This window comes from Paenibacillus popilliae ATCC 14706 (assembly GCF_000315235.1).
GTDB classification, from domain to species: domain Bacteria; phylum Bacillota; class Bacilli; order Paenibacillales; family Paenibacillaceae; genus Paenibacillus_B; species Paenibacillus_B popilliae.
This window is the reverse complement of record NZ_BALG01000460.1, coordinates 1-255: the sequence shown is the minus strand read 5'-3', so window position 1 is coordinate 255 and position 255 is coordinate 1. Positions and strand designations below refer to the sequence as shown.

General features: G+C 48.2%; 1 pseudogene. It reads left to right on the top strand.

The window, feature by feature from the left end:
- Positions 1–201 (top strand): annotated as a pseudogene (locus tag PPOP_RS24825) (IS110 family transposase); the annotation flags it as partial.
- Between the last annotated feature and the right edge of the window lie 54 nt (positions 202–255).

Below are 255 nucleotides of genomic sequence, written 5' to 3'. Positions count from 1 at the left end.
AAGAACCGTATTCACAAAATCCTTCAGGATGGGAACATCAAGTTGACCACTTATCTTAGCGATGTATTTGGTGTGTCGGGCCGCGCTTTACTAGCGTCGGTGATGAACGGTGTTGTGCTGGAGCCAGCAGACGTGAAAGCGAGGGTCAAAACCCAAGTTAGAAAAAAAGTATGCGAACCCGTAAAGGGAATAAAGGATTAAAGTCCGTGCGATGTCAGGCTGCTTGGGCTGCTGCCAAAACAAAAAACACGCGGC